22 protein-coding genes are annotated in these 26,496 nt (G+C 43.8%); 10 read left to right on the top strand and 12 right to left on the bottom strand.

The genetic code is table 11. The annotated features are described in order from the left end of the window. The first annotated feature begins 64 nt into the window (after window positions 1–64). Window positions 65–955: an endonuclease/exonuclease/phosphatase family protein gene (locus F0265_RS05120; protein WP_171748057.1), complete on the top strand. Its 891-nt coding sequence runs from the start codon at window positions 65–67 to the stop codon at window positions 953–955. A gap of 27 nt (window positions 956–982) precedes the next feature. Here F0265_RS05120 and F0265_RS05115 read toward each other — a convergent pair whose 3' ends face one another. From F0265_RS05115 to F0265_RS05105, 3 genes are read right to left on the bottom strand one after another with little or no spacing between them, the layout of a single operon-like run. Further along, entirely contained in the window at window positions 983–1,432 is a 450-nt protein-coding gene (locus F0265_RS05115) for a YeeE/YedE family protein (RefSeq protein WP_171748056.1), read from the bottom strand. A 10-nt stretch (window positions 1,433–1,442) separates the two neighbouring features. Then, window positions 1,443–1,853, bottom strand: a complete 411-nt coding sequence (locus F0265_RS05110) for a YeeE/YedE family protein (RefSeq protein WP_171748055.1) — start codon at window positions 1,851–1,853, stop codon at window positions 1,443–1,445. A 2-nt stretch (window positions 1,854–1,855) separates the two neighbouring features. Then, window positions 1,856–2,167 (bottom strand): metalloregulator ArsR/SmtB family transcription factor, encoded by a 312-nt coding sequence (locus tag F0265_RS05105; RefSeq protein ID WP_043010238.1) that lies wholly within the window; start codon window positions 2,165–2,167, stop codon window positions 1,856–1,858. Between the two features lie 510 nt (window positions 2,168–2,677). Between F0265_RS05105 and F0265_RS05100 the strand changes: the two genes are divergently transcribed. The 7 genes from F0265_RS05100 (at window position 2,678) to F0265_RS05070 (ending at window position 12,373) form a co-directional block, all read left to right on the top strand. Beyond that, window positions 2,678–2,893 carry a hypothetical protein gene (locus F0265_RS05100; protein WP_171748054.1) on the top strand — a complete coding sequence of 72 codons (216 nt, stop codon included), beginning with the start codon at window positions 2,678–2,680 and terminating at the stop codon, window positions 2,891–2,893. Window positions 2,894–3,074: 181 nt separating this feature from the next. Continuing rightward, window positions 3,075–3,314, top strand: coding sequence for a hypothetical protein (locus F0265_RS05095; protein ID WP_171748053.1), 240 nt, complete (start codon window positions 3,075–3,077; stop codon window positions 3,312–3,314). Between the two features lie 199 nt (window positions 3,315–3,513). Further along, entirely contained in the window at window positions 3,514–5,238 is a 1,725-nt protein-coding gene (locus tag F0265_RS05090; protein WP_345775860.1) for a choice-of-anchor I family protein, read from the top strand. 399 nt (window positions 5,239–5,637) lie between these two features. Further along, on the top strand, window positions 5,638–7,194 hold the full coding sequence (locus F0265_RS05085) for an AbgT family transporter (protein WP_171748051.1): 1,557 nt from the start codon (window positions 5,638–5,640) through the stop codon (window positions 7,192–7,194). Window positions 7,195–7,512: 318 nt separating this feature from the next. Beyond that, the gene (locus F0265_RS05080) at window positions 7,513–7,779 is read left to right on the top strand and encodes a hypothetical protein (RefSeq protein WP_216607784.1); all 267 of its coding nucleotides are present in this window, start codon (window positions 7,513–7,515) and stop codon (window positions 7,777–7,779) included. Between the two features lie 113 nt (window positions 7,780–7,892). Beyond that, window positions 7,893–10,649 (top strand): immune inhibitor A domain-containing protein, encoded by a 2,757-nt coding sequence (locus tag F0265_RS05075; RefSeq protein ID WP_171748050.1) that lies wholly within the window; start codon window positions 7,893–7,895, stop codon window positions 10,647–10,649. Window positions 10,650–11,131: 482 nt separating this feature from the next. Further along, on the top strand, window positions 11,132–12,373 hold the full coding sequence (locus F0265_RS05070; RefSeq protein WP_171748049.1) for an SGNH/GDSL hydrolase family protein: 1,242 nt from the start codon (window positions 11,132–11,134) through the stop codon (window positions 12,371–12,373). A 62-nt stretch (window positions 12,374–12,435) separates the two neighbouring features. Here F0265_RS05070 and F0265_RS05065 read toward each other — a convergent pair whose 3' ends face one another. From F0265_RS05065 to F0265_RS05025, 9 genes are all read right to left on the bottom strand, one after another. Continuing rightward, window positions 12,436–13,605, bottom strand: coding sequence for an MFS transporter (locus F0265_RS05065; protein ID WP_171748048.1), 1,170 nt, complete (start codon window positions 13,603–13,605; stop codon window positions 12,436–12,438). After that, window positions 13,602–14,294, bottom strand: a complete 693-nt coding sequence (locus F0265_RS05060; RefSeq protein WP_171748047.1) for an aspartate/glutamate racemase family protein — start codon at window positions 14,292–14,294, stop codon at window positions 13,602–13,604. Before F0265_RS05060 ends, F0265_RS05065 begins: the two co-directional genes overlap by 4 nt. Window positions 14,295–14,465: 171 nt before the next feature. Beyond that, a complete protein-coding gene (phaC, locus tag F0265_RS05055) occupies window positions 14,466–16,250 on the bottom strand; it encodes a class I poly(R)-hydroxyalkanoic acid synthase (protein ID WP_065742890.1) in 1,785 nt (594 codons plus the stop codon). 58 nt (window positions 16,251–16,308) lie between these two features. After that, window positions 16,309–16,656, bottom strand: coding sequence for a phasin family protein (locus F0265_RS05050; RefSeq protein ID WP_006961111.1), 348 nt, complete (start codon window positions 16,654–16,656; stop codon window positions 16,309–16,311). 59 nt (window positions 16,657–16,715) lie between these two features. Beyond that, window positions 16,716–17,924 carry an acetyl-CoA C-acetyltransferase gene (locus F0265_RS05045; protein ID WP_171748046.1) on the bottom strand — a complete coding sequence of 403 codons (1,209 nt, stop codon included), beginning with the start codon at window positions 17,922–17,924 and terminating at the stop codon, window positions 16,716–16,718. A gap of 11 nt (window positions 17,925–17,935) precedes the next feature. Continuing rightward, complete coding sequence (locus tag F0265_RS05040) at window positions 17,936–18,676, bottom strand: SDR family oxidoreductase (protein WP_006961113.1); 741 nt, start codon at window positions 18,674–18,676, stop codon at window positions 17,936–17,938. A 636-nt stretch (window positions 18,677–19,312) separates the two neighbouring features. Continuing rightward, entirely contained in the window at window positions 19,313–22,375 is a 3,063-nt protein-coding gene (locus F0265_RS05035) for an efflux RND transporter permease subunit (protein WP_171748045.1), read from the bottom strand. Continuing rightward, the gene (locus tag F0265_RS05030; RefSeq protein WP_095570796.1) at window positions 22,372–23,427 is read right to left on the bottom strand and encodes an efflux RND transporter periplasmic adaptor subunit; all 1,056 of its coding nucleotides are present in this window, start codon (window positions 23,425–23,427) and stop codon (window positions 22,372–22,374) included. Before F0265_RS05030 ends, F0265_RS05035 begins: the two co-directional genes overlap by 4 nt. A gap of 1 nt (window position 23,428) precedes the next feature. After that, on the bottom strand, window positions 23,429–24,505 hold the full coding sequence (locus tag F0265_RS05025) for an efflux RND transporter periplasmic adaptor subunit (RefSeq protein WP_171748044.1): 1,077 nt from the start codon (window positions 24,503–24,505) through the stop codon (window positions 23,429–23,431). 185 nt (window positions 24,506–24,690) lie between these two features. Between F0265_RS05025 and F0265_RS05020 the strand changes: the two genes are divergently transcribed. Together F0265_RS05020 and F0265_RS05015 are read left to right on the top strand one after the other, a co-directional pair. Beyond that, on the top strand, window positions 24,691–25,422 hold the full coding sequence (locus F0265_RS05020; RefSeq protein ID WP_040122350.1) for a TetR/AcrR family transcriptional regulator: 732 nt from the start codon (window positions 24,691–24,693) through the stop codon (window positions 25,420–25,422). A 14-nt stretch (window positions 25,423–25,436) separates the two neighbouring features. After that, window positions 25,437–26,444 (top strand): substrate-binding domain-containing protein, encoded by a 1,008-nt coding sequence (locus F0265_RS05015; RefSeq protein WP_171748043.1) that lies wholly within the window; start codon window positions 25,437–25,439, stop codon window positions 26,442–26,444. Window positions 26,445–26,496 lie beyond the last annotated feature (52 nt).

Here is a 26,496-nt window from a genome sequence, read left to right as displayed (position 1 = left end):
TAACTTGCTTTTTGTTGAGGACTTATAGAATAAAGGCTGTACCTGAAAACAAAGTTTATAGAGTATGACTAACACTAAATTCAAAACGATTTTGGCTACCCTGTTGATAACGACGTCAACCGCTTCTTTTGCCTCCTCCTCCCTTACAGTCACAGCATGGAATCTGGAGTGGCTGACATCTCACCCTTCAGACAAATTTTCAGAGTCCCAGAGAAGCAAAAAAGATTTTCAAGCACTTGCTGTGCACTTTTCGACAATCGATAGTGATGTACTTGCTTTTCAAGAAGTGAACGACCAACAGGCTCTGCGTAAAGTAGTTGGAGATGGTTATCGCGTATATTTCTCAGACCGTGCATCAGACGACTATATGAAGCAACAGTTTGACGATATCAACCAATATACGGGATTTGCAGTCAAAGAAGACATTGAGGTGGTGGATAAGCCAGACATTCAGCTCGATCAAAGAAAGAACAGTAAACTCCGATTTGGCACTTACATTGAACTCAACCCAAATGGCTCACAGCCCATACATGCCCTGTCCGTCCATCTAAAAGCTCGCTGTAGCGGCGCCTATAAAAACAGCCGGGACTGCAAAATACTCAAATCGCAGGGCAAAGCGTTAAACCAGTGGATCAGTGAACGAGAGCGGCAAGGAGAGAACTACGCCATACTGGGCGACTTTAACCACAACCTCAGTTACAACGGAGATTGGTTATGGGAAGTAATTTCTCACTCTTCAAAAGCTGTACTGGCGACAAAAGGCACGCCGGCAACATGTAAGGTGCGTTCACGCAAGAACCCGAATAAAACGCACCAGTTTCGCTCCCTTATCGACCATATTGTAGTGAGCCCCGGGTTGACCACCGCTCAAACCAATCAAGATGTTTTTCCCACTTCATTGGTTCTCCAACAACATTTAAGCGACCACTGCCCTATCAGCACCCAACTAAACTAACAAGGTGCTCTTATGAGCGCCCTAATATCAGTGTTGCGAAACCATTCGGGTGCTCGGCGCAGTCACATACTTAGCAAGTAAGGACCCCGACACCATAGACGCTATGAAGATAACGATATCAAGATTACCAAACGCTAAACTCGTAATAGCAGGGCCTGGGCATATACCTGCGAGTCCCCAGCCAACTCCAAACAATGCTGCGCCAGAAATGAGCTTGCTGTCCAACCGCACTTTCGTAGGCAGAGATAACACATCGCCGGACAGTGCTTTGGCTTGAGGTTTAATAAAAAAATGATAAGCCGGAGCAAATACGAGTAACGCGCCCCCCATTACAAATGCTAGGCTCGGATTCCATGCTCCGGTGACATCTAAAAACCCAATCACATTCTCTGGGTTTGTCATACCTGACAGCGCCATACCAATACCAAAAAGCAGACCACTTACTAATGCAGAGATTCGAAGAGTAGTGTTACCCATAGCGTTTTCCTTAGCGAATATAGACAGTCAGAGCCGCAACCACCATAAAAATGACCGTCGCGATAATTGAACGAAAGGAAAATCGACCGACACCACAGATGCCGTGCCCGCTGGTGCAACCGTTGCTTAGTCGAGTCCCAAACCCAACCAGCAAACCTGCTATTACCAGAACAAAAGTGGGAATAGATTCTGTGCTTGGTATTTCGATACCAATCAACATTACACTTAGAGCCCCACCCGCAACCATGCCGATAAGAAACAACAGACGCCAGAAAAGATCATTACGTTTTGGTGAGAGCACACCGTTGACGATGCCACTGATTCCCGCCACTTTACCGTTAATCATCAACAGCATAGTTGCTGATAAACCCAACAACGTGCCCCCGATGAGTGATAGCCAAGGAAAAGACTCAAATGTCATGATTACCTCCGGCAAAAGACCGAGTGGAAACACTGAATTAAAGCCTCGATGCGCGAGTCAGCCAGTGAGTAAAACACTTGTTGAGACACTTTACGTGCTTTAATCAAATTGTTTTTACGTAATACCGTCAGATGCTGAGAAAATGCAGATTGACTGAGGAGAGAATTGTTTTGCAGCTCCCCAACGCCAATTTCACCTTGAGTGAGTTGGCAAAGGATCATTAATCGAACCGGATGAGCCATAATCTTAAGGATATCCGATGCTTCCTCAGCGCTTTCTCTCATCTCCATGATATCAATTGTGTTTGGATTCATATCGTCTTTACATTAGGTGTTACTAAATTACTTAAAATTGTTACTCAACTTAATATATTAGTCAACACTAAATTAGATAGTTCACATTTAGACCATTTTAGTTTAGCACTGGCTAATATTAGCTACATCAAGACCCATTCTTATAGGTATTCACTATGACTAAGATTGTTATCGTAGGTGGCGTTGACGGAGGAGCTTCAGCAGCAGCGCGTGCACTTTCACTTAAGTGAAAGTGCAGAAATCATTATGTTTGAACGCGGCGAGTTTGTTTCATTTACCAATCGTGGCTTGCCTTACCACATCGGTGGCGAGTTCAAGAGCAAACTCATGAAGACTTGGCCGAATTGCGGCATCATTATTTCTCTACACAGCAGGTATCTGATAATGATTAAATTGCATCTATAGCGTTGCTTTACCGCCTGTCTGTTTTAACTCTTTTTATCAGAATACTACATTTATAAAATAAGCAACTACATTCATAACTAGCAGCACCAATCGCTAGGAGGCATTATGAGTGATGTTTATAAATTGGTTGTGATTAAGACATCCGGAGAGAAAGCAACCATAGAGTTTATGGACCTTGATGAAGCACGTAACTGTATGTACGTGTGCCAAGAGGGCACTAAAGATTTTGAGGGCGCTTTTGTCGAAGATGAACAAGGGGAAGTCTACTGCGCTACATTCGCCTTGCGACCTGGTGATGCCTCGGTTGGTATCCTTAGCTAGATGAGTGAATACCATCAACACCTTTATATAAATGCTAATAGGCGCGCCCTACCACCTAGGATCACCAAAGGGGCTGTTGCATTTACGTGAGCAAACTTAATTAGATGAAGAGCTGACGAATTGGTATTACTGCCTGAACTACACTTACTTACGACAGTTACGAACATTTTCAGGTGAAACTATGTATTTTGATGCAATGTCAGTTATCCAGTCTTTTCTTGAGCACAGGGAAGAGAGTCGTGTAGCTTTCGACACAGAGGAGTTTGTTAGCTGGGTTCAGCAACTAGAGGGTGCCAATCAAAGCATCACCTTGTCAGAAGCGAACGAGATACTAAAAGCGTTAAGTGATACCAACGACCAAATTGAACTCGCATACTACTACACTCCAGAAAACAATTTGGGGTGGTTTTATTCGAAATAGCGGTTGTGTGTACTTCACTACTTCTAAAGCTAATTGCTTCACCCTATATCACAATCTCGTAATTATCGACAATTCACTCACCTGTTACATAACTTAAATATTTCTTTCACATTTCCTCCGTAGTATCAGCGCGTTATTTCATGGAGGAACAATTTTGTTTACTGCTCATAAATTGGCTACTTTGGCCGCTTGTACTGCTATCGCTCTATCGGGCTGCACTTCTCAGCAAAACACTCAACTGGCTACGGAATGTAAGATCACCGAAAAGCCAGAAACATCTGAATCTTCCATCACTGGGTTAACACTCTTAGGTACTTACGTTGCTGACAGCCAGTTTGATACTTCAGCAGCTGAAATCGTTGCTTATGATGAATGCAGCGATCAATTGTTTGTGGTTAATGCTCAAGCAAAACGTGTCGACGTGATGGCGTTAGATACACAAAATCGTCCCACTAAAACGGCGCACATTGATTTATCCACTGCTGGTAAAATGGCTGGCATTGAGATTGGTGCAGCAAACAGTGTTTCCGTGCACAATGGCTTAGTTGCTGTCGCGATTGAGAATCAAGTGAAGCAGAAAAATGGCCTAATTGCTTTGTATAAAGCAGAAACACTTGAGCTTGTTAAGACTTACCCTACCGGCGCACTGCCAGATATGGTGTCTTTCTCTAAAAATGGTCGATACATTGCAACTGCGAACGAAGGTGAACCTAATTCTGATTACACCGTTGACCCAGAAGGCAGTATTACTTTAGTCGACCTTGCTTTAGGTATTGAGCAAGCGAAAGTTAACCAAATCTCCTTCAAAGCCTTCAATCAGGGTGAATCACGACACCATGAGCTCACTGATTCGGTCAGAATATCCGCACCTGGAGCAACCGTCGCACAAGATTTGGAACCTGAGTATCTGACTTTTTCTGATGACGGCTATTTGTACGTCGCTCTGCAAGAAAACAACGCGCTCGCTAAAGTAAATGTTAAAGCAGCTTCGGTCGAGTCTATCTATGGTTTGGGTGGAAAAAGCTGGGAAACTAACACCTTAGACGCCTCGAACAAAGATAAAAAACTTGGTCAGTTCCATTCCTACCCTCAGTTGGAAGGATTGTACATGCCAGATTCTATCGCCAGTTTCCAAGTCGATGGTCATACGTACATCGCGACAGCCAACGAGGGCGATGGTCGAGAGTATGGGTTCAAAACAACACAAAATGTCTGTGATGATCGAGGCTACGAGTGGGATGAAGACGATTTCTCAGGCACAGAAAAGTACACCAGCGAACAAGGTTTTTGTATCGCCTACAGCGATGAACTGCGTGGTAAAGACCTCGAAGTTGCTGCCTCCCACCCACTTAAACAATCACTCAGTGATAAAAAACAACTGGGTCGCCTAAAAGTGGTCAAGCCAACAGGAGCACTAGAGCAAGAAGATACAGTGTATAGCTTCGGCAGCCGCTCTTTTTCACTATGGAATGAAAACGGTGAGCTGGTGTTTGATAGCGGAGATGAGTTTGCAGACATAGTACACACGTTAGACTCAGAACACCTAAATAGCAGCAATGACAGTAACAATACGGCTGATGATCGCAGCGATGATAAAGGTGTAGAACCGGAAGCGATAGAAGTCGCCTCCATCAATGGTCGCCAGTACGCATTTATCGGATTGGAACGACAAGGAGGGATTATGATTTACGACGTCAGCACTCCCACGGCTCCTATGTTCATCAGTTACGTCAATAATCGTGACTTCTCGAAGCCTGTCTGTACTCAAGTATCCGAAGGTGAATGCGCTAACGGTACCTACAATTCTCAAGCTGGAGATTTAGGCCCAGAATCAATTCGCTATTTCACCCGCAGCGGTCAGCACCTACTCGCGGTGGGTAACGAGGTAAGTGGTACAACATCTATTTATCGCATTGAGCTATAAAACTGAAAAGGCCACATTATGTGGCCTTTCTCTTTCATGTTCATCTCGGCTTCATATCAGATACCTTCAACACAACCTACGGCTGAACACCCTCAAGATCCTGCAAACAAACACCAATTTAAATTGGTTATAGTTCCACCACCACTCACCCACTTCGTTCAATATTTACAGCATTTTATAATGATTTAAGATTTTTCATAAACTACAAATACGTAAATAAGCAGTGGTAACAACCTAAATTCACATAACAACCAGCATAAACATCTAGTCACAATTGATCGCACCAACCATCCTGTAAGTTGTATGTTTTTTCACACATTTTGTGACATTCCTCTTTTTTACAAGGGATGATAGCGTTCGCTTCCTATTTATAAATGTAACAACACATAGGAAGTATCAATGGCAGAACAAACCTTGCAAAGTAAGAAGCCGAACGGCTTTGCAAGCGCAATAGAAAAAGCCGGAAAAAAGATCCCTGACCCTATCATCATTTTTATGTTTCTGTTTGGGTTCAGTCTGGTCGTCACTTGGATTCTGGATGGCACCACTTTTCAAACCGCAGGAAAAGCGGGAGGCTCAGTTGAATTCGCTATCAAGAATATGATGTCTGCGGAAAACTTCCGTTGGATGTTTGAGAACGCTCTACTTCAAAACTGGCTTGCATTTGGTCACGGTGTACTAGGCATTATTTTGATCGTAATGCTCGGTGTCGGTATCGCAGAAAACTCTGGGCTTCTGACCGCTGTCATCAAAAAAGTGGGCCTAAAAATCAGTGATCGCCTGCTTCCGCTATTAATAGTCTTCCTAGGCATTATGAGCTCATTAGCCGCCGATGCTGGTTACTTAGTTTTGGTACCGCTGGCTGGCTTGCTTTACGCTGGTTTAGGCAAAAACCCATTGATTGGTATGGCGGCCGCCTTTGCCGGTGTATCTGCGGGCTTTAGCGCGAACTTGATTCCTGCGACACCCGTTGACGTGGTCGTTGGTGTTAACGCGAAGATCTTTGCAGAATCGCAAAACATTCCTTTCATTGGTATGACAGGGGAAATGCTCAACCCTGCGACTATGCACTACTTCTTCGTTTTGGTCTCGACATTTGTATTGGCTGCTGTTGGTGCGGTTATTACACAAAAAGTCGTTACGCCTCGACTAGAGAAAATGTCTTACCAGCTTCCTGAAGAGATCAACTTTGACGAGTTCGAAGTGACTAAGGAAGAACAGAAAGGTCTTCGTAGCGCTGGGATTGGCCTGATTGTTTCACTGCTTGCTATCTACGGCTTAGCGACTGGCCCTCTAGCGACTTATACAAACGAAGCAGGCAAAGAAGTTACGCCTTACCTAGATAACATCATACTGCTTATCTCTATGGTATTTGCGGTAACCGGTTTATGTTTTGGCTATGCCACGGGCAAATTCACCAAGCTACAAGACGTAGTGACAGCCATGGTGAAACAGATGAACACCATGGGCTATGTTCTGGTTCTCACGTTCTTCTGTTACAACTTCCTTGCCCTACTGAGCTATTCAGGCCTAGGAACTTATGTAACCTACCTTGGTGCTTCTACTCTGCAATCTATCGGTCTGCAAGAGTACCCTGCTCTTATGTTGATTGGTTTCATCATTACCACAGCACTTATCAACCTGTTCGTTGGTGGTTTGACGTCAAAATGGATGCTATTAGGTCCAATTTTTGTTCCTATGCTGTATCAGGTAAACCCAAATATGACTCCTGACTTAGTCTCCGCGGCGTACCGTATTGCAGACTCTTCTACCAACATCATCACTCCGATGATGAGCTATGCAGGCGTCGTACTTGCCTTCATGCGCAAGTACAAACCAGAGCTAAGCTTTGGCGACGTGATTGGAATGATGGTGCCTTATTCAGTGGCTTTCCTGACCATTTGGACTGGTGTACTGCTCATTTTCTTTGGTTTTAGCTTACCTCTTGGTTTCTAATCTCTACGTTGAGCAATAAAAAAGCGCCTTATGGCGCTTTTTTTGTATTGAAGCCATACGATAAAATAAATATTTATCCGCCTTTCGTGAATTTTTCATTTATCAACGCCTCCAGCCTTGTTAGTGATAGTTTAATAAAATTAATTATTCATCCAAGATAACTAGATAAATAACAGTACCATCAATAGCATGAAGTAACCTTGTTTACATATTGTGTTGATACATGAATCCAGATCTTGCCGATCAAAAAATAGCCATTGCATTTAATAACACTTAGTTATATTTTGTTTCGAAACATTAATATTTTATAAAAATAAAATGAAACTTGTCAGTTGTCTGTTAACACTTCTTTCTTCTGCTGTTATTGCAAATCCACTTCCTAACGATGAGAAGCTTCTTGATTCTTTAATCGAACGAGGTGTTATTTGTGATAATCAAACCTTTGAAGAAAAACAGGAATCTTTACAGATTTATCTCGCTAACAGATTCGACAAAAATAAACCTAATAATAAAAACAATAATAATATAAACACTCAAAGTAACCCGACTGAAACAAAATGCATCTCAGCAAATAAAAATAAATAAGCTGTAAATTCATTTATCAATCTTCCCTTTGATTAGGGATTTTGTTGTTCACGCAACGTTATACCCACTTTATTAAGTGGGATTTGGCAATCAGAATATAATAAGGAAATAATATGAGTCCTATGAGGAAAACACTGCTGGCGACAGCGGTGATGACCCTTTTTAGTGTCAGTGGTCACGCCAAAACACCTATAGATTTAGGTGTCATGAACGAAGAGAAAATAATCGAGATGCTGGTCCGAAAGGGCCTTCTTGATGAAAACTCTTCCGTTGACGAGCAGAAAACGGCACTTAACAAATACCTCAACGCGAAACTCAACAATGGCTTTAAAGGTGACGCGCAATTCGGTAAGAAAGCACTCGAACAACGCGCTAAGATCCTAAAATCAATAGAAGCAAAGAAAGGTCAACATAGAGCACACATGTTCGCTTTTGATCTATCTCAGAAGCGTACAGACAAGGTGTTAGCTGTATTGGTTGATTTCCCAGACTTACCATGGAATGACAACCGATTAACGTCCGATCATACCGAAATGCTCTACGATAGCTACAAACCTGAACACTACCAGAATCTGCTTTTCTCAGGCGCTGGCTATCTTGGCCCGAATGGTGAAAACCTCATCTCGATGCGTCAATACTATGAGAGTGAATCTGGGGAAAGCTATAGCGTAGCAGGTCAAGCTGCAGGCTGGTACCGAGCTTCAAAAGACGCTTCATTCTATGGTGGTAACTCACCAACAACAGACAACGACCTCAATGCTCAGGAATTGGTTCGCGAGGCGTTGAACCAGTTAGCACAAGACCCAAGTATTAACCTTGAGGACTACGACATCGAAGACCGTTATGACTATGACGGCGATGGTAACTTCCGTGAACCGGACGGCGTTATCGACCACCTAATGGTATTCCACTCTTCCGTTGGTGAAGAAGCTGGCGGTGGTGTATTGGGTGACGATGCTATTTGGTCACACCGCTACAACCTTGGCAAGTACCATGTACTAGAAGGCACCTCAAGTACTCTACCTGGTCGCTTTGACGGCAAATACGCGGCATTTGATTACACCATCCAACCTATTGATGCAGCAGCGGGTGTTTGTGCTCACGAGTACGGCCACGATTTAGGCCTGCCTGACGAATACGACACTCAGTACACCGGCAAAGGCGAACCGGTTTCTTACTGGTCAATCATGTCTTCAGGTAGCTGGGCTGGTAAGATTGGTGGCACACAGCCAACTGCATTCAGTTCATGGGCAAAGCAGTTCCTTCAAGAATCGATTGGCGGTAAGTGGATTGCGAACCAAACCATCTCGGTAGACGACCTGACTCCAAAAGGCGAAGAAATCACTCTTCACCAGACTATCGATAACGATAAGCAGAATATGGTCCGTATTGACCTACCTGTAAAACGTACCGAAGGTCATAAGCCTTTCTCAGGTAACTACAGCTTCCATTCAGGTAAAGGCGACGATCTTAAGAACAAGATGTCTCGTCAGCTGACTCTGCCTGAAGGTACTAGCGTCAAACTAGCGTTTAAAGCTTGGTATCAGATTGAAAAAGATTACGATTACGCTCGCGTACTAATCAATGGCCAACAGATCGCCGGTAACATCACAACGATGGATGACCCATACAATACGGGGCTTGTACCCGCTATTGCAGGTGAATCTGACGGTTGGGTTGATGCAGAGTTTGACCTATCACAATGGGCTGGGCAAACTGTCGAATTGAGCTTCGATTACGTAACGGATGGCGGACTAGCGATGGAAGGTCTGCATATAGATAACATCTCGATTGAAGCTGATGGCAATACAACCTTGATCGACGATGCTGAAGGAAGATCTAGCTTTGCGTTCAATGGATACCGTCTAAACGATGGCTTCAACGAAGCTGCACATTACTACCTACTTCAATGGCGTAGCCATAACGATGTGGACGAAGGTCTGAACAACATTAAACGCTTTGGCAAATTAATGTCATTCGAGCCGGGTCTGATTGTTTGGTATGTCGATGAGTCAATGACCGATAACTGGGTTGGCAAACATCCTGGTGAAGGCTGGCTTGGTGTTGTCGATGCGGACCAAAATGCAATGATTTGGGCTAATTCTGGCACTGCAGCACAAACTCGTTACCAAGTACGTGATGCGGCATTCTCAATGAATGACCAAAAGCCAATGCGTCTTGAGAACAGCGATGGTGATGTACTGGAAGATGTCAGCTTGATTGGTAACGCTTACTTCGCGGACAATCAAGATTACTCAAATCCACAATCACCTGATGCTGGCCGCCTTCTGGCTGAACACGGTGTTCAAATTGAAGTGATTGAGCAAGCTGCCGACAATACCTATGGCGTAATTAAAGTATCGAAAGCGGAAGAACCTAACCAACTTCCAGTCGCAGCATTCACATTGTCATTGGATGGCCTAAATGTCACTGCAAGTAACTCTAGTTCCGATAGTGACGGTTCAATCGTTGCGTACAACTGGGACTTTGGTAACGGTGAGTCAAGCTCAGAGCAGTCACCTTCTTGGACTTACTTGAATGACGGCAGCTACACTGTCTCTCTAACTGTGACAGATGATCGTGGTGATCAGCATACTGCGACAGAAACCATCACAGTTGAAGCGAACAATGTACTTCCTACAGCAAGTGCACGTTACATTCATCTAGGTCGTTGGGTCACCATGTGGTCTACCAGCTCGGATCCTGACGGTCGCATCGTTGATACAGAATGGGTTCTACCAAACGGAAAAGTAAAACGTGGACGCGTATTTACCTCTATCTTCCCAAGCTACGGCAAACAGGAAGTTCGTTTAACCGTAATGGATAACAACGGCGATAAAGTATCTAAAATCATTACTGTCGATTTATAAGGATTTCTCCGTTCCTTAACTTCCCTACTCCTCTTATTTGAGTGAGATTTTAGCGCAACTCTGGTTGCGCTCTTTTTTTGCTTAAAACTCAGCTACTAATTACTTCTAATACTTCAACGCTCAGTCAATAAATTAATTCGCTTCATATTAATATTTTCCCCTCAATCTAAATTACATACTCTTAAAAATATTCTACCGCCTATAAATACATATATTATTAAAATAATTGAATTTCGTGATTCAAAGTCTTTACTAAAAGACATATTAATAATCCGTTCAATTCAATAAAATGCATAATAAGTTCAAAATTTGCACACATCGGTTGTTTATTAAACCTAATTATTAACTACTCATTTCTGTATAAAGTTTGATCTTCATTCAATCTCAACTCATTTATCCAATGAATACTTTGACTGCGTCGTGGTGGGTATGCGATCAAAGATGAGTAAATACTCTACAATCAAAACAATAAGTGAATAATTATGAAGAAGACGTTAATTTTGGCTGGCTCCTTGTTGGCGGCACCAGCTTTTGCAGATGACCTACCAATGGCTCCTGAAGCAGTAAGCGCAAGTTATGCTGCTGAAGTACAAGCAAATCAAACATACACCTACGTTCGCTGCTGGTACCGTCCAGCACAAAATCACGACGATCCATCTACAGATTGGGAGTGGGCGCGTGATGACAATGGTGATTACTACACAATTGACGGCTATTGGTGGTCGTCTGTTTCATTCAAAAACATGTTCTACACCAATGCTACTCAAACTGACATAGAAAACCGCTGTAAAGAAACATTGGGGGTCAATCATGACTCTGCCGACCTTCTTTACTATGCATCTGACAATCGCTTCTCATACAACCACAGCATCTGGACAAATGACAACGCTGTGAACAACAAGATCAATCGCATAGTTGCCTTTGGCGATAGCCTGTCAGATACAGGGAATCTCTACAATGGCTCTCAATGGGTTTTCCCCAACCGAAACTCATGGTTCTTAGGCCACTTTTCTAATGGGCTTGTATGGACAGAATACTTAGCCCAAGCCAAAGGTGTGCCCCTATATAACTGGGCGGTTGGCGGTGCAGCAGGAACCAATCAATACGTTGCTTTGACGGGGATTTATGATCAAGTCACGTCATACCTGACTTACATGAAAATGGCTAAGAACTATAAACCTCAGAACAGCTTGATTACGCTTGAGTTCGGCCTCAATGATTTCATGAACTATGACCGTGAAGTCGCAGATGTTAAAGCTGACTTAAGTAGTGCAATGATCCGATTAACAGAATCTGGCGCAAACAACATCCTATTGTTTACCCTACCTGATGCCACTAAAGCGCCGCAGTTTAAGTATTCAACACAAGACGAGATTGATACGGTAAGGGCCAAGATCATCGAGTTCAACGAGTTTATCAAAGAACAGGCGACACTCTATCAAACGAAAGGGCTTAACGTCGTGCTTTACGATGCGCATGATATATTCGATCAAATCACATCAAACCCTAAACAGCATGGTTTTGAAAACTCAACCGATGCATGTTTGAACATCAATCGTAGCTCGTCAGTCGACTACCTCTACAGCCATGAGCTTACCAATGACTGTGCTTACCACAGTTCGGACAAGTATGTTTTCTGGGGGGTTACCCACCCTACAACTGCAACGCATAAGTACATTGCGGACGAAATCATTCAGACAAAGCTAAACCAGTTCAACTTCTAGCGAGGGCGGAAATCAAAAAAGGAGGTAGTTTACTTGCCTCCTTTTTCTATTTTAATGCTAGGCTAAGCAGTCACACTTTTAGCCCTGAATACGTTAATGCCAAATAACGCGATAACAGCAAGCACAAACGGTAGCACGTAAATATTTAAATTCTCCCACCCTACCGTTGCTTCCAGCCAACCCGATAACAAAGCTGTAATTGTCACGCAGCTAAAGACAAAAAATTCGTTAAAGGCTTGGGCTTTAGATTTGTTGTGCGCGGCATACGATTGACTGAACAGCCCCGTTGCGGCGATAAACATAAAGTTCCAACCAACACCGAGTAAAACCAGAGCGAGCGAAAAATGCCAAATCGACTGACCGTGGATATTAATCGCCACGCAAAGCACGAATAAAATACCTCCAGTCAGGATCATTTGTCTCGCGCCAAACTTTTCAATTAATTTACCGGTAAAAAATGCTGGGACGAACATCCCAAGTACATGCCACTCAATAACACCTGCCGCCTTCTCGAAATCAAAGCCACAACCTATCATCGCAAGTGGCGTGGCTGTCATGAGAATGTTCATCACTGCATACGCCACCATGGCAGCAAACACCGCCAACATAAAATTAGGCGCTTTGATGATTTGAAGCAGTGGCTCAGGGTTATCCTTAGCCGTTCCCGCATGATGCGCTGGGAACTGAATGGTCTGTAGTAAACACAATGCAATAATATTCAGCACGATCAATGACATGAAAGCACCCACATAAAGTGAATCACCTGTCATTTGTTGCGAATACACGGCGAGGTTAGGCCCAAGGACGGCAGCCAACACACCACCAGCCATAGAGATAGATATAGCGCGATGTCGTGCACTTTCTTCACACACTTCAATTGCCGCAAAACGATATAAGGTACCAAACCCGATACCAATACCCAGTAAGAAGGTCCCGACACAGAACAGATAAAATTGTTCATTGGACAAAGCATAAGTCGCCACTGACGCACCAGTAATACCAACCAAATTACCTAAGCTAAATCCTTTTCGTCGACCAAATTTCCCCATGATCAGAGAAGCTGGAATCGTTGCGCTCATCAGCCCAAGGAATTGCAATGCGACGGGCAAGGTGATCATACTTTCACTTGGCGCAATTTCCTTACCCACTAATCCAATCACAGATATGAGCAGGATATTGCCCGTCATCAGTAATGCCTGACAGAGTGACAAAATCCAAACATTCCTATTCACTTTAACGCCTCGCTAACCGCAGAGTTTGCGTGTATTTCAGTGGTATCGAACAATGGAATATCCGTATCCTGCTCTGAAATCAACAAGCCTATTTCGGTACAACCTAGAATCACGCCTTGTGCGCCGTCCGCAGAAAGGTCCTCAATAATGGTTTTAAAATCTTGTTTCGATCTGGCGTTTATCTCACCAAGACAAAGCTCATTGTAAATGACATCGTGAACAAGCCTTCGCTGAACACCATTTGGCACAATCACTTCTATTCCAAACTTATCTGTTAAGCGTTGCTTGTAGAATGACTGCTCCATTGTAAAGGCCGTGCCAAGCAAGCCAACTTTACTGATTCCTTGTTCTACCAGTTGCTGACCTGTCGCATCGGCAATGTGGAGTAACGGTATTGAGACAGCTTCTTCGACCTGACTCGCCACTTTGTGCATCGTATTGGTCGCAATTAGAAGAAAGTCAGCACCGGCCTTTTCAAGTGATTGAGCAGCTTCACTAAGAATAATTGCGGTATTATCCCATTCACCTTTGTGTTGCAGAGCCTCTATCTCAGCAAAGTCGACGCTGTTCAGGATGAGCTTAGCTGAGTGCAATCCGCCTTTTTCGGCCTTAACTCTCTGATTTATTTGCTTGTAGTAACTTGCTGTCGATTCCCAGCTCATTCCACCAATAATACCGATTGTTTTCATCACGACTCCCTTCACGTAGATATTCCACTAATTAATCAAATGCATAACAAAATTACAAACAAAATAAAATGAATCAGGGTTATTACTCTCCGCCCTCACCCTAAAATTCTCACCCCATAAAAAAACCCTGAGCGGTTCACTCAGGGTTTTTGTCTTTTCAGTAACATCAAGCTAGCTAGTCACTTCTTCTTTTACGGGAAGTACTTGCTTCACATAGTCACCCGGTGCAGGTCCTAATACAGGGAACTGTTCGTTACCTGTGCTGAACGGCTCAACTTGCTCTTCGGGGCTAAAGCCCAACAACCATTGATGCCAATGTGTCCACCAAGAGCCTTCAGTATGAGTGGCATTACTTAGCCATTCGTCAGCACTCTCGTCCAAGCTATCGTTGGTCCAAAAGCCGTACTTGTTCTTCGATGGATGGTTAACGATGCCAGCAATGTGGCCCGACTCACCCAAAACAAACGTTTTGTTGCCACCGACGTTAAGAGCGCCGCGGTAAGTACCTTGCCACAAGGCAATATGGTCTTCTTTGGTCGACACAAAGTAGCTCGGGATCTTTATCTTGTTCAGATCGATCCAAACACCGCCTACTTTCACGCCTTTGTCTTGTACCAGTTTGTTGTTCAGATACAGCTCACGAAGCATAAAGTTGTGACAAGTCGAGCTGACATTGGTGCTGTCGCTGTTCCAGTAAAGCAAATCAAAATCAACTGGGCTTTGGCCTTTTAGGTAATTATCTACATAGTAGTTCCAGTAAAGGCTATTCTCACGCAGTAGGCTGAATGTCACGCTTAATGAACGGCCATCCATGTAACCTTTGGCATTGTTTTGCGCTTCAATCGCGCTAACAATGGTATCATTGATGTATGCACCAACTTCACCTGGTTGTGAGAAGTCTAACAAGGTCGTGAAGAAGGTCGCACTCTTGATGCGCTTCTTCATTCGCTTAGCGGCATAGTAAGCAATGGTGCTCGCCAGAACCGTACCACCAATACAGTAACCCGCTGCATTGATTTGTTCCTGACCAGTGATATCCTCGATTGCCGATACCGCTTTCGCTACACCTTCAGTAACATAGTCACCAAATTCTACCTGACTTTGCTCTTTGCCCGGGTTGCGCCAAGACATCATAAATACCGAGTGTCCCTGTTCAAGCAACCAGCGAACCATTGAGTTCTTCTGACGCAAATCCAGAATGTAGTATTTATTGATGAATGGAGGGACGATCAACAACGGCGTCGCATGAACTTTTTCCGTCATCGGACGGTACTGGATCAGCTCAAACAGTTCATTGCGGTACACCACTTCACCCGCCGTGTTCGCAACATCGTCACCTAAGCGAAAAGCATTGTTGTTTGTCATGCGGATTTTGAGGATATCTGCACTCGATTCAACATCTTCTTTCAACTGCTCCAAACCTGCCAACAGGTTTTCGCCATTTTGCTCTAGAGTCAGCTTCAATAACTCTGGGTTAGTCGCGATGAAGTTGCTTGGAGACATAGCGTTAATTGCCTGACGGGAGAAGAAGCTGATACGCTCTTTCGCTTTCTCGTCAAGGCCTTCAATGCTATCGATTGTCTGTAGGTAGGTTTTGCTGAAGAGTAAGTATGACTGTTTGATGAAGTTGTAAAACACATCACTTTGCCATTCTTCGTTGGAGAATCGCTTATCGCCCTTTTCCGCTTCAACAATGGATTCACTGTTTTGAGCGAGCGCGACGTTTTGCCAAATTTGCAGTTGCTGTTGCCACCATTCAGCTTGGATTTGCAGCATTGCAGCTGGTTGGTTTGCAGCACTTTCGAAGAGCTTAGTGGTATCTTCGAAATTCACTTCTTGCATTGCTTTGTTCAGAGGGGAGTTAACGGCTGCCCTGCTTAGTTCTAGATCTTCCCACCACTTTTGATTGGTTTCCTGGAGCTTCACAAGGTAGTCCGAAAAGAAGTGTTGATACATATTGCTACTCCTATGATCGGAAAAAATGCCGCCTTTCGGCGGCACAAACAAGTCAGTGTTATGCGGGAGTCACTGTCTTAAGGTTTTCCGTTGTTAGCTGATCAACGTCATCTTTGAACTCTTTAGCGATAGACTGAAGCTTGTTGCTGTCGTCCATCATTTGTTGAGATAGCTTAGTTAGAACTGAAAGCTGCTGGCTGTTGAATGCAGTTAGAGAAGTCACGTCTTTGATTTCACTTGCCGCTTTCATTTGAGTCAGACCCATTTCGCTGTATGTGCGAATTGCATTCAGTTGAAGTTCAGTCATGACTTCAACATTCTTAGTCACAAGCTTGTTGAACTTCACGTATGGTTCTAGGCTCTTTTCAGTTTGGTCTGTGAAAGATTTGAAAAAATCAGTGTACATAGTCTTACTCCTGGGTTAATTCCATTTTAATTTAGCGAAAATTCAGGCTCGATTTGAATTTAAGCGATTGATTTAATAACTACTGCAGTTCCCATACCGCCACCAACACATAGTGAAGCGACACCATAAGTACCGTTACTTCTGTTAAGTTCGTGAACAAGGGAAACCAAAATACGGTTACCCGATGCACCTAGAGGGTGACCAAGAGCAATCGCACCGCCATTTACATTGGCTTTATCTAAAATCGAAGAAACGGATACGTCGTGTTCTTGCGCTAGCTTATGGATGACACCGAGTGCTTGAGCAGCAAACGCTTCATTCAATTCATAAACATTGACGTCATCTGTTGTGATTTCTGCTTTGCTCAGTGCTTGAGTCACAGCTTCTACCGGACCCAATCCCATGATTTCCGGGTTTAGGCCAGACTGCGCGTAACTTGCAATCTCAGCAATAGGTTGCAAACCATGCTTCTGAACCGCGCTTTCGCTCGCAACAATAATCGCGCTCGCACCGTCGTTAATACCAGACGCATTACCAGCAGTAACAGTGCCTTCTTTTTCGAAAGCAGGACGTAGCTTTTCTAAACCGCTCAACGTTGCATTCGCTTTTGGATATTCATCCGTGTCAAACACAATCGTTTCTTTGCGTTTTTTCACGTCAACAGCAACGATTTCATCAACAAACTTACCTGCCTCAATCGCCGCAACGGCTTTCATTTGGCTTGCAAGTGCGTATTCGTCTTGTTGTTCACGGTTGATTCCTACTTCACGAGCAACGTTCTCTGCTGTTTTCCCCATATGGTATTGGTTGAAAACATCAGTTAATCCATCGTTGATGAGCAGATCCGTTAGATTCATGTTGCCCATCTTGTGGCCGTCACGAATGTTGCTAGACACAGTGAAAGGAATCTGTGACATCACTTCTACGCCTGCGGCAACGACTACTGAAGCGTCACCAGAGCGGATGTGACTGACTGCGTCCATAACCGTTTTCATACCACTGCCACACACCATATTAAGTGTGTACGCAGGTACAGATTCTGGAATACCAGCATAGATAGCCGCCTGACGACCAACGCCCATACCTTGTCCAGCGCCCACGACGTTACCAACGATAACTTCATCAACCAGCTCAGGGGCAACTTTACCTTGCTCCAAAGCGGCTTTAATCGCAATTGAGCCTAGATTTCCTGCTGAAATGTCTTTTAACGTTCCGCCAAATGAACCAATTGGCGTGCGCTTAGCTGCAACAATATAAACTTTTTCCATCTCACTCATCCTTAATGCATGTATAAGCCGCCATTTACAGACAGTGTCTCGCCTGTAATGTATGCACCCGCATCGCTCACTAAGAAGGAAACTGATTTAGCAATTTCTTCTGGTGTTGCGAGACGTTTCATTGGGATTTGAGCTTTGATTGATTCAAGTACTTCTGGCTTCATTTGCTCAACCATAGGAGTACCTGTGTATCCAGGAGCAACAACATTGACCGTCACACCGCTTCTCGCACCTTCTGCGGCAAGCGCTTTGGAGAATCCGATCATGCCTGCTTTTGCAGCCGAGTAGTTTGTTTGACCAAACTGACCTTTTAGGCCATTCACTGAAGAGATATTGATAACGCGCCCGTTGCCTTTTTCACACATAGCAGCAAACAGTGGCTGCGTAACGTTGAACAAGCTGTTTAGGTTTGTTTCAATGACTTCTTTCCAAGCCGACGCTGTCATCTTTTTAAACACACCATCACGAGTGATGCCTGCGTTATTCACAACGACATCGATAGTCCCTTCTTCTTCTAACAAAAGAGCTAAGCGTTCAGCACACTGTTCAGTATTGGTTACATCCAACTCGAACAAGCGAACCTGATCTTCATTGAATTCTTTGTCGTTAAACCAATCTAAAGCACACTGATAGTTACCAGTAAAATAGGTAGCAATTACACGATAACCATCGTTAACCAGTTGAGAAGAAATTGCAGAACCAATTCCGCCTTTTGATCCCGTGATCAAAGCGACTTTTTTCATTAAGAGACTCCATTCTTAACAGCAATTAAAATAATTTATTCGCCATTAACCGGTGCCAACAATTAGCACCAACCAACGTTATTAGTAATACTTAAATAAGGAACTTTCCGTCCTCGTTCTGTTAATTTAAACTAATGTCTTAATGTTACAGTTCAAATACTTTTTGAGTTTAGTTGCATAATGTTGAACAAGATCTCATAAGGAATGTAATGTTATATAGTTGTTAACCAGCCATATCCCTTTGTTTTTTAAAGAAATAATTTAACCACCTCTTTTATCAGCAATAGCTAAAACACTGTTTTAACTTCATTTTTCGTCGTTTACACCTATTTCATCAATCTTTATCACCTTTTAAAACACAATTATTTTCGTTACAGATAGGTTTACATTTACATGACAAAACAATCATTTCCTTATTAGACTTTGGTTTAACTATGCAATCCATTGCAATTTACAATATGGTTAATTAAACCAATAAGTTCATGTTAATTTTAATATATATTTCGATTGACGTTATTTATACTAAAGTCTAGCCAAATCGGCGAATGCTGTGCTTATTTTATAAAATAAAGGCATAAAAAACCCGGTAAAAATTACCGGGTTGGCTAATATCGAATCGAATTTCTATCCGTGAATTTATCCGGCAGTGGATGGTTTGATTCGGTAGAAAATGGCAAACAGAACTGGTACTACGATCAGTGTTAATACCGTAGCAAATCCCAAACCAGCCATTATTGTTATTGCCATCGAGCCAAAGAAAGCATCGAATACAAGTGGAATCATCCCTAGTATCGTTGTCAATGCGGCCATACTTACCGGGCGTACACGTGACATTGCGCTATCAAATACAGCCTGATGCGGCTCTTTACCTGAATCCATCTCAATATTGATTTGGTCCAATAACACGATACCGTTTTTGAGGATCATACCGCTTAAGCTAAGTAAACCGAGTATTGCTGTAAAACTAAAAGAGGTATCAGTTGCCAACAAACCAATTGATACACCAATAATTGACAATGGCACTGTAAACCAAATGACTAGTGGTTTTCGCAATGAATTGAATAAGAACATGGTGATAATAAACATCAACATGTACCCCATTGGCAATGAGCCAAATACAGAATCTTCTGCATCTTTAGATGACTCATACTCACCACCCCAGCTGATGCTGTAACCTTCTGGTAGATCAAGAGCCTGTACTTTCGGTTGTATACGAGAGAATAAACTCGCTGCGGTTTCATTACCCAACACATCATGGTCAGCTAATACAGTCAAAGTTCGCTTGCGATCACGACGCAGTATAAGTGGCTCTTGCCATTGTAGAGTGACTCCATCAATCACCTGGTCCACTGGAATATATGTCTGTAGTGATGGGCTCCAAATCTTGACATTGTTCATCGACTCAAAATCGACACGCTCTGATTCTGGGAGACGAGCGATAATTGGCAGCATATGTGTTCCATCACGCAGTAAACCTATAGGGGCGCCTCCAAAAGCCATTTGCAGGGTATTGGATACATCTTCTTTGGAGATACCTAAACGACGAGCTTTTGATTCATTAAACTGAGGCACTAGCTCTTTCGTCCTTTCACGCCAGTCATGGCGAACATTTCGTGACCCTGGATCGGCCAATAAAATATTTTCCACCTTAATCGCAATAGAACGTAGAGTCTGAGGATCCGGACCAGTGATTCGCGCTTCGATCTTAGATGCTGGTGACGGGCCAAACTCCATCAATTTAAACTGGAATGTAGGCTGATTGAACTGAACTGAAAGTTCTTTATCAAGTTCCTCAAGAAGCGAGAACATCACTTCTCTATCTGTCGTTCGAACTTGAAGCTGAGTATAGCTCTCGTAACTTTTCTCTGGCTCATACGTTAGAGCAAAACGCTGCAAACCTTGACCTGTTGTTGTAGTTACAAACTCAACATTGTCTTTAGCACGAATGTACTGTTCAACCTTTTCCGTTTCTTCAATAGTTTTACGAATATCCGTACCTTCTGGCATCCACATATCTACGTAAAACATTGGTGTGTTTGAAGGTGGGAAAAATGACTGCTTGACCATACCAAAGCCAATCACAGCAACCACCAGCAACCCAACCATGCTGGCGACCGTTAACCAACGGAAACGAAGCGCAAACTTCAAGCATGCGCCAAACAAAGTAAACAGAATACCTTTGTATGGGTCGACATCTTCACCGTCGGTAATCGTTTCATTTTCCTTAAGCATCAAATCTGCAAGGAAAGGGGTCAATGTAAGCGCTGTCACCCAACTTAAGAACAACGAAAAACACAATACCCAAAACAGAGAGCCCATAAACTCACCGGTCGCATCTTGAGACAGACCAATTGGGGCAAATGCAGTAATAGCGATAACTGTGGCGCCAAGCAAAGGCCACTGTGTTTGTTTAACAATATCAATAGAAGCTTGAAGTTTAGTCTTACCTTTCTTAAGCCCGACCAAGATGCCTTCAACGACAACAATGGCGTTATCCACCAGCATGCCCAGTGCAATAATCAGAGCACCTAGGGAAATGCGGTGTAATTCCACATCGAATTGCTTCATCAAAATAAAAGTACCGAAGACCGTCAGAAGGAGAACGGATCCAATGATCAAACCACTGCGTAACCCCATCGCAAACAACAATACGATAATAACGATAGCAACGGCCTGACCTAAGCTAATGATGAAATCGTCGACCGATTTATCCACTTCAGCAGATTGATTATAGAAATAATTGATTTCTACACCTGCTGGCTTAATGCTCTCCAATTCTGCCAGCTCCGCCTGAATGGCCTTACCAACTTCAACAACGTTTACACCTGCTCCGAAAGAGATCGCAAGATTGATCGCAGGTTTTCCATTGTATGTCAGTACATTAGAAGGCTTATCCTGAATACCACGCGATATAGTTGCAACGTCTTTCAAACGAATTAGGTTACCTGTATCGCGACCGTGGATAATAAGGTCTTCCAACTCCTGCTCCGAACTCATGGTACCGTTTGGTCGGATCGTTAGCGACTGGCCATTCACCATCACATCGCCTGCGGCTTGTACACTGTTTTGCTGGCTCAGCAGGCCGACTACGGTGTTCATATCCAGATTAAGAGCAGCGAGTCTTTCCAACGACACTTCTACGAATAATTGCTCCTGCTGATCACCTGAGATGGTCACCTTGCCGACACCGTCAACTAGTTCCAGCTCACGACTTAAATAGTCAGCATAACGTTTTAGCTCAATGTAATCGTATCCGTCCCCTGTCAGCATCAGCATAATGCCATATACGTCCCCAAAATCATCGATAATCTGAATTGAGTTAACACCACTAGGAAGAGATGGCTTCAAATCATTAATTTTTCTTCGCATCTCATCCCAAATTTGTGGCAACTCGTCCGGGCCGTATTCCATCTCCATGCTGACCATGATTTGCGACATACCGTTTGAGGATATGGAAGTGATTTTATCGATATAGGGTAGCTTTCGGATTTCTTTCTCAAGCGGGTATGTCAATTCCTCTTCGACTTCCTGTGAGGTTGCCCCCGGGTACGTTGAGATAACCATCGCATCTTTGATGGTAAATGCCGGGTCTTCTAAGCGGCCAAGATCCATAAATGACGTGTAGCCACCCACCGCCAAAATGACCAGAAATAGCCAACTGATGACTTTGTTTTTTATTGAATACTCCGCAATGCTCACTGCTGCGCTCCTTTAATTTCCATACCTTCACGCAGCTTGCGTAAGTTAGAGTTAATAATGATGTCACCAGTATCGACGCCTCCTGAAACTAACGCGCCAGAGCCATTAATCTGGCTCACCGAAATGGGATATCGATGTGCAATATTGTCTTCCAACTTCCATGCAAAAAAGTCCTGTGGATTAACGCCTGTATCAACCGCTGTCATTGGCAGTTGATAACCTTGAATTGTGTTGAGACCAGCTTTAACCAAATCAACCGAGATTTGAGCACTCGTACCCGGCAAAATACGGTGCTCAATCTGAGGCATGGACAACCAGAATTCATACGTTTGACTATCTGGATGAAGTTCGCTCGTATGCTCTAGATAAGACACGGTATAAGTCCCTTCATGACCCGCAAAAGTTGCCGTCGGCTGGTATCTTTCTGAACTTAACTCAGGTTTGAGCATTGCCAGAACGGTATCCGACACGTTGAGTTTGACGTATACTTTTTCATCTTGATAGATAGAGACAACCGTTTCACCTGGGCTGGTGTTTTCAAACTTTTGTTTATCTACGCTAGACACCACACCATCAAACGGGGCTTTTAGACGCGTATAAACCACTCTGAGTTTGGCGGTACCTAAGTTCGCTTCTGCTAGTTTGAAACTTGCACTTAACTCATCAAGATCAGCACTTGAGATCATTTTGTTGTGTCTCAATTCCTGACCACGCTTAAACTGCTTTAGCGCCAGCTCATATTTGGCCTGAGCATCGGTAAGGTTTTGTTTTGCTTTCGCATCATCAAGAATCGCGACGACCTGCCCTTTTGTGACATTGTCACCTTCCTGAACCAGAATCGAAGATATCTCGCCGTCAAGCCGGAAAGATAAAGGGGTCAGCTCAGCGGGCATCACCTGACCATTGAAGCTTCTATGTTGACTGGTGAGAGGCGAGCCGACTTCAAATGTATCAACTCGTAGTTCATTTTTTTCTCTGTGTTCCACAGACGGTTTACACGCCACAAGACCTAAAACAGAGAGCGCAATGATTGAGGCTTTAAACATTTTCATATCAGATCCCTCCCTCTTTGATCCAAGCTTTAACCTGTTGACCAGAGACCAATTTATCTACGCCAGCTTCTACAATGAGGTCGCCCTTCTCCAATCCAGAGATGACGTCCCCATGTTCATCTAGCGTTACTTGAATTTGTTGGATGGTCTGATTTTCAGAATTAAATCGATACAGAAGCCCAGTGGTATCGTGCTTTGAAATCCACGCAGAAGGCGCAATTTTGATCGTCGCTTTCTTCTCATCATTGACCAAGCGAACTTGGCCCGTCATTCCAGGTAATAGGTTTAATTCTTGTGGTCGTTGAATCGTGACGCTGGCGCTGTAGCTGTTGGTATCAACGTCAGGTTGCGTTGAGATCTCTTTGAACTGCGAAGGAATATCAACGTCGCGTTGACTGTCCATAGAGACTGTGAGTGTCGAAGCGCTGAACTTGTCTAACCCGTATTGCTCGGTGTAAGTCACAGGTACGGTGAAAACAACGTCCATGACACTATTATCGATAAGGTTTAGGATCGGTTGGTTTGCACCAACTACTTGATATTCTTTGGCAAAGGTAATGGATACAACACCATCAAAAGGAGCAGTAATACGGGTATAGTTTAGATCTGTGACAGCCTGTTCATAGGCAGCTTTGGCCGCTTTGTATTGAGTTTCTGTCTGGTCAAAATCATCCGTACTGATCAGCTTTTTTGAGTACAGTTGATCTGCACGATTGAATGCTGTCTTAGCTAAGCTGTATTCGGCCTGACGTGCATCCAACGCGAGCTGGTAGTCATTAGGGTCCAAAATAGCTAGCACATCCCCTTTCTCAACCATGCTCCCCATCTTTACCTTTAGACTCTCGATTTCTCCAGCGACTTGAAAAGAGAGTGCAGCTCGGTCAGTGGCATCGATTTTGGCAATGAAGGAATCGACCTGGCTTTGGGTTACATCCGGCACTTCCATCAACTTCACTGGTGTCACAACGGGTGTTGTCACTTCTGATACGGCTTTATTACAGCCAACCAGCGTCAACCCAATCGCACTTGCGATTAAAAGCTTTGCTGCTGGCCTCATTCTGAATACAGATTTGATCATGTGGTGATCTCATTTTAATTTTATTACACAGCTGTGCAGTATATGGATAATATAAGCGAGATCAATGTTTATTTTCCATGTGTGCAGTATAATTTTTTGGTATGCTTGTTTTTAAGTAACGTATGAGATGAAAAGCGATGCAATTTCTGTTAGAAATACCGCGTCGTAAGCAATTGAACGAGAAAATGACTGAAAGAAAGCAAGGCCGCCGAAGCGCCCAAGATGCAGAAAAGACAAAATGTGAAATCATGAAAGTCGCAACAGAGCTCTTTTGTGAACTCGGCTATGAGCGTGTGTCACTTCGTAACATCAGCGAAAAAGCCGGAGTTTCGCATAGCTTGATCAGGCACCATTTTGGTAGCAAAGAGAAAATCTGGTACGCGATTAGTGATAGTTTGCACTGCTATATGGAGAACTATATCCATACTATCGTCGAGCACATGCCAAAGGACATCACCGCTAACGTTAAGCTTTATTTGTTCTCTGTTCGCCTATTAGCGCACCTGTTGACCTTTAAGCAACCCATCCAGCTGATTGCTGATGCCGTCCGTCAAGAAGATACGCTGTTCGACTATTTCATCGATAACTCGGGTGAATTGGAAAATATGGTCAACCGCATCGCTGATGACTATAACGAAGCCTTTCCTCAAACTCCGGTTAAAATCTGGGAAATCAAATGGCAGATGATCATGTTTGCCCATGGTGCAGCCAGCCTTGGGCCGTTTATGCGCGAAACGTGGAGCGATGAGACCCGGGACTATCAACAATGCCTACTCAATCATTGGAGTATGTTTAACCAGATGATGGCATGCCGCTTTCAAGTTCCTCAGGCCTATATTCTTTCACCGAGTAAGGTTGAAGATTTGATCTTTGACGTACCTTGTGAAGCATCTGAAGACTCCTTAGCAACTGAATAAACCACTCAACGACTATGGCCAACATCCGAGATGTAGCAAAAGAAGCAAAGCTATCTGTTGCTACCGTATCAAGAGTCATCAATAAGCTTCCTCATACCAGCCAAGCAGCGATTGACGCCGTCCATGCAGCGATGGAGAAGCTCAATTATCGCCCCAATGCCAACGCTCGCGCTTTGGTGAGCAAATCCTCGCCATCCATTGGGGTTTTAGTTGCCGATGTATCAAACCCTTTTTACGGCGCGATGGTACAGGCGATTGATGAAGTCGCCCGTGAATACAAGAAACATATTCTGATCACCCATGGCTATCACAATGAAGCGTATGAGCGGGAGGCGATTGAGCTCCTGATTAACAATCGTTGTGACTCGCTGGTGATTCACAGCAAAGGATTATCCGATCAGGAGCTGATCAAATTCTCTCGAGAGATCCCCGGCCTGACCATCATTAACCGTTTTATTCCAGAAATTGCAGAACGATGCGTGGCTTTGGACAACGTAAAAGGCAGCAGTTTAGCCCTCAATCACTTGTTACGTGCTGGCCACGAAAAAATTGGTTATCTTGCTTCTTCACATCAGATTGAGGATTCTGCTGATCGCAAACAAGGCTATCGCTCAGAGCTGGACAAACATGGCCTAACCTATTCGGGTAGCCTAGTTGCTGCGGGCGAACCTGATGAACTAGGTGGTGCTGAGGCGATGAGAAACCTGCTAGCGAAAAACGTCCCGTTTACCGCCGTCGCAACCTACAACGATTTGATGGCGGCCGGCGCGATAAAGGTACTGACGGAAAACAACATACGTGTACCGGAAGATGTTTCTGTCATAGGGTTCGATGATTCTTCTATTGCCAGTTATTTGTCCCCGACGCTCACAACGGTTCGCTACCCGATTCAAATCATGGCCAGTCACGCTGCAAGACTTGCTATCCATCTCGCAGAAAAAAGCCCTTACGAGCACGATAAGCACCTGTATGTGCCGACGCTTGTTGTTCGCCATTCAGTCAAAAAGCAGTCCTCTGTATAAAGAAGAGCCCCGCTATGCTGTCAAAACATAGCGGGGCTTTTTGTTTACTTAA

The organism is Vibrio sp. RE88 (assembly GCF_013113835.1).
Classification (GTDB): Bacteria; Pseudomonadota; Gammaproteobacteria; order Enterobacterales; family Vibrionaceae; genus Vibrio.
The sequence above is the reverse complement of the archived record's forward strand: the minus strand, read 5'-3'. Positions and strand labels throughout refer to the sequence as shown.